At 67.3% G+C, this 4,271-nt stretch carries 4 protein-coding genes and 1 pseudogene; all 5 read right to left on the reverse strand.

Annotation, left to right across the window (positions count from 1 at the left end):
- The coding region (locus LRM18_RS20280; protein WP_270955368.1) for a methyl-accepting chemotaxis protein at positions 1–1,554 on the reverse strand (1,554 nt) is incomplete at its 3' end.
- 101 nt (positions 1,555–1,655) lie between these two features.
- Entirely contained in the window at positions 1,656–1,961 is a 306-nt protein-coding gene (locus LRM18_RS20285; RefSeq protein WP_223224824.1) for a hypothetical protein, read from the reverse strand.
- A 213-nt stretch (positions 1,962–2,174) separates the two neighbouring features.
- Positions 2,175–2,666 carry a chemotaxis protein CheW gene (locus LRM18_RS20290; RefSeq protein WP_049465492.1) on the reverse strand — a complete coding sequence of 164 codons (492 nt, stop codon included), beginning with the start codon at positions 2,664–2,666 and terminating at the stop codon, positions 2,175–2,177.
- Positions 2,667–2,949: 283 nt separating this feature from the next.
- Positions 2,950–3,723, reverse strand: a complete 774-nt coding sequence (locus LRM18_RS20295; protein WP_270955369.1) for a flagellar brake protein — start codon at positions 3,721–3,723, stop codon at positions 2,950–2,952.
- A 160-nt stretch (positions 3,724–3,883) separates the two neighbouring features.
- Positions 3,884–4,271 (reverse strand): annotated as a pseudogene (locus LRM18_RS20300) (methyl-accepting chemotaxis protein); the annotation flags it as partial.

The following is a 4,271-nucleotide window of genomic DNA, read 5'->3' on the forward strand; positions in this document are numbered from 1 at the left end:
CTCGGTACGGCGCGACAGGTCGCTGTTGCCGGAGGCGATTTCACCGGCGGCGGAGCTGATCGCGCGGCTGGACTGCTTGATGCGGGTGACGATCTCGCTGAGCTGTGCGGCGGTGGCGTTGGCGTCGTCGCGCATCCGTGCGAACACGCCCTGGTAATCGCCCTGCATGCGCACGGTCAGGTCACCCTGCGACAGTGCGGCCAGCAGGCCCGAGACCTGCTCGATGCTGCCGGCGTTGGCGTCCAGCAGGCCGTTGATCTGCTGGGCCAGCTGCAGGAAGAAGCCCTCCTTGTCGGAGGCGTCGATGCGGCCGGACAGGTCGCCGGCGGCGGCCTGGGCAATCACGCGGGCGACTTCGGCTTCAACCTGCGCTTCCTGGGTGCGGTCACGCCACTCCACCACGTAGCCGACGGTGTCGCCGCCTTCGTTGCGGATGGTCGAGACCACCTGGGCGAACTGGGCATCGCCGTACTGCATCGGGCGACGGGCGACACCGTGTGCCTTCAGGTTGTTCAGCAGGGTCTGGTCCATCTCGCCGCGGTGCTCAAGCACGGTGACCGGCTTGCCGATCAGCGGGGCCTGGGCGTCGAAGTCCGGCAGGTCACGGCGCAGTTCGTCCTGGTACTGGCTCAGGGTCTGCTGCAGGGCGCGGTTGCTGTAGACGATGGTGTTGCTGGTATCGGTCAGGTAGACGCCGGTCGAGCTGTAATCCAGCGCGGTACGGATGCGCAGGTTCTCGCGGGCGATCGCCTGGTCGGTCTCGATGCGCTCGCGCAGGTCGCGTTGCATGCGCTGCATGGCCTGCATCAGTTCGCCCACTTCGTCCTGGCGGCTGACATCGATGTGGCCATCGAGCTTGCCACCGGCCACGTCGTTGGCGACCGACACGGCGCCACGCACGCTGCCCACCAGGGCACGGGCAAACAGCCACACCAGCACCAGGCCGAGCGCGGCGCCGCCCAGCAGGGCGATCACGGTCAGCACGGCCGAGGCGGAGTAGGTGGATGCAGCCTCATCGCGCGACGCGCGGGCGAGGCGGTTGTCTTCGGCGATCAGCGCCTCCAGCGCCGAGGCGGCCTTGCGGTGCTTGGTGCGGGTCTCGCCGACGAAGGTATCGATGGCGTCGTCCGGCAGGTCCAGTTCCAGCATCTCGGTGACGCTGTCATAGGACGCCAGCGCGTCCTTCCATTCCTTGGCGAAGGCGTCGAACAGCTTCTTCTGCTGCGGATTGTCGACCAGCTTCGGATACTCCTTGATCGACTTGTCCATGCTGGCGCGCAGGTCGACACCCTGCTTGCGCGCATCGGACTTGACGTCATCGCTGGCGCGGATCAGCTGCTGGTAAGCGGCATTGCGGTACTCGCCCAGCATGCCGCGCATCTCGCCGGCCATGCGGATGCTCTCCATGCGCGAACCGGCCAGCTCGGTGGTCACGTTGTTCAGCGAATGCAGGCCGCGATAGGCGACGATGCCCTGCAGCAGCATCACCAGCAGGAGGACGCCGAAAGTCAGCAGCAGTTTCGGCATCAGTTTCAGGTTGTTGATCCACGGCATGGGCGTTGCGAGCTCCTAAGGCAGACGCGCCCGGGCATCGGGCCCGGTTGCAGCAGAAACCACGCCAGGACCAGGCCCGGCGTGGTCCGACGAACGGCGGATTACTTGATGTTGGCCAGCTTCAGCCCAGCCGGCGAGCTGACTTCGATTTCCGCGCGCGAGGCGTCGCGCTGGATCTTGCCGATCACGCAGACGGTCTTGCCTTCCAGGGTTTCCAGCGGGAAGGAGAACTTGCCGCGGTTCTCGCCGGCGATGCGCGCCGAGAAGGTGTGGCGCGGGAAGGCGCCGCCCATGTACAGGAAGGTCGGCTGGCCTTCGGAGCCTTCTGCGTAACGGGCCTTTTCGACCTTGCCGCAGACCATGCCGTCCTTGCCGACCGAACGCGGCGCCATTTCCGGCGGGATCATGTCGGCCGACTGGGCGAAAGCGGAGGCGGCGGTGGTGGCCAGGACAGCGGCCGAGACGAACGCAAACAGGGACTTCATCGAGGGTATCTCCGGGGATGGTAACGATCGGGCCGGTCCTGCGCGCTCCTGCGCGACCGGCTTCTGTCCCCCTATCGGCACCGCCGAAGGGAACTGAAGGGTTTTGTGACTGGAACGTGAAGCAGTTCCGTTTACTCAGGCAGCGACGTCTTCGGCAAGGCTGGCCTGGCCCATGTCGGCGCTGTCGAGCAGGGTCTCGATGTCCAGCAGGATCAGCATGCGATCGTCGTGGGTGCCGATGCCGGAGATGAAACGGGTGTCGACGGCCGCGCCGAATTCCGGGGTCGGGCGGATCTGCTCGGCCGACAGCGGGATCACGTCGGAGACGCTGTCGACGACGATGCCGACCACGCGGTCTTCCACGTTCAGCACGATCATCACGGTGAACGCGTCATAGCGGGCGTTGTCCAGGCGCAGCTTCAGGCGCAGGTCGATGACCGGGACGATGGTGCCACGCAGGTTGATCACGCCCTTGATGTAGTCCGGGGCGTCCGGAACGCGGGTGACGGCGTCGTAGCCACGGATCTCCTGCACCTTGAGGATGTCCACGCCGTAGTGCTCGGCGCCAAGGGTGAAGCTGAGGAATTCGCCACCGGCGCTGGCGGCGGAGCGGGTCTTGTCGTTCATCGAGGGGTCCTGGTTCAGCCGGAAATCCCGGTGTCAGGCTCGATATCGGCGCCGCTGGGGGGGACTTTAGGTGCCGGGGAAAGGGCATCCACGCATGGCGTGGATCTACCTGGGAGGGTGGGGGCATCCACGCATGGCGTGGATCTACCTGGGAGGGTGGGGGCATCCACGCATGGCGTGGATCGACCGGAGATCGGTAGTGCCGGCCGCTGGCCGGCAATGGCCGTACCCGCATTGTCGCCAAGTTGCCGGCCAGCGGCCGGCACTACCCGTTGGCCGGGCCTCAGAGCTCGCCGTTGCGGCGTGCCTTGCGCTGGCGGTCGATGCGGAAGATGTAGCGCTGGATGGCGCTGTCGGCGCCGCGCGGCAGGCGTTCGAAGCGCATGCCCACGCGCTTGACCTCGATGCCGTTGGGCTGGCGCTGCGGCAGCAGGTTGCAGACCACCAGCTCGATGTCCAGGTCGGGGCCGTCGGGCAGCGAGAGATGTGCCGGATAGCGCTTCTGCAGGCCGAACACGGCACAGTCGTTGGGCACCACCACGGCCAGGCCACCGCCGCTGATGTCCACCACGCGCATCGACAGGGCTTCGGCGCGCGCTTCATCAGGCGGCAGCAGCAGGTGGGGCGAGTCGGTGACCGGCGTCTCCAGCCGGTACAGCTCGCGGCGCTGCAGGTGCACCAGTTCCTCCGGCAGCGGGGCACGGAAGGCGATGTGGCCGTCGTTGTCCACACGCTGCAGCTGGTGCAGGCGGAAGCGCACCAGCACCCGTTCGAGCTGGGCGAAGCACAGCAGGTGATCGGCCTGCTCGGCGGCGCGGTTGGCGGCCTCCTGCGGGCTGCCATCGAGCAGCAGGGTGTCCTCGTCTTCGTCGAGGTCGAGCAGGGCGGTAGGGAAGGAGCGGTCGCGGCCGTCGATGTGCGCGTTGATCAGCGACCGCTGGTCGATCAGCGACCGCAGCAGCTGGCGCAGCTGGCGCGGGTTGCGGACCAGGAAGCGCTCGTCAGCGGTATCAGCCGCGTGGCCATCATGCACTGCAGTGTCGTTGCCGTCGGACATGGAATCTACGGTCAGGGGCGGGCGCCAGCACGCGTTGGCGCGAGGCTCGATGGAGATATCGGCTCCTGCACCGGATTATGAAGTGGGATTTGCATCACTTTCCACGCGTAAGGGGTCAGATCCCTTTCCCGCGGGAAAGGGATCTGGCCCCGTGGTTCTGTCAGAATTCCTGCCAGTCGCCGTCCGCGGCCAGCGCCAGCTGGGCCGTTGCCGTGCGCAGCGCACGTGCCGGGGCCGGCCTTGCGGCTGGTGCGGCGGCTGCCACCTGTCGCGGTACCGGTGCGGCCAGCGGGCGTGGCGGGATGGCCGCCGTGCCCTGCGATGCAAGCCGGAAGCGGGCGACGGCTTCACCCAGCTGCACGGCCTGGTCTTCCATGGCGCGTGCGGCGGCCGTGGCTTCTTCCACCAGCGCGGCGTTCTGCTGGGTGGTTTCGTCCATCTGCACCACGGTCTGGTTGACCTGCTCGATGCCGGCGCTCTGTTCCTGCGAGGCGGCCGAGATCTCGGCCATGATGTCGGTCACGCGCTGCACCGAGGCGACGATCTCA

It is taken from the genome of Stenotrophomonas sp. PI_27 (assembly GCF_027854495.1).
Taxonomy (GTDB): Bacteria; Pseudomonadota; Gammaproteobacteria; order Xanthomonadales; family Xanthomonadaceae; genus Stenotrophomonas; species Stenotrophomonas pavanii.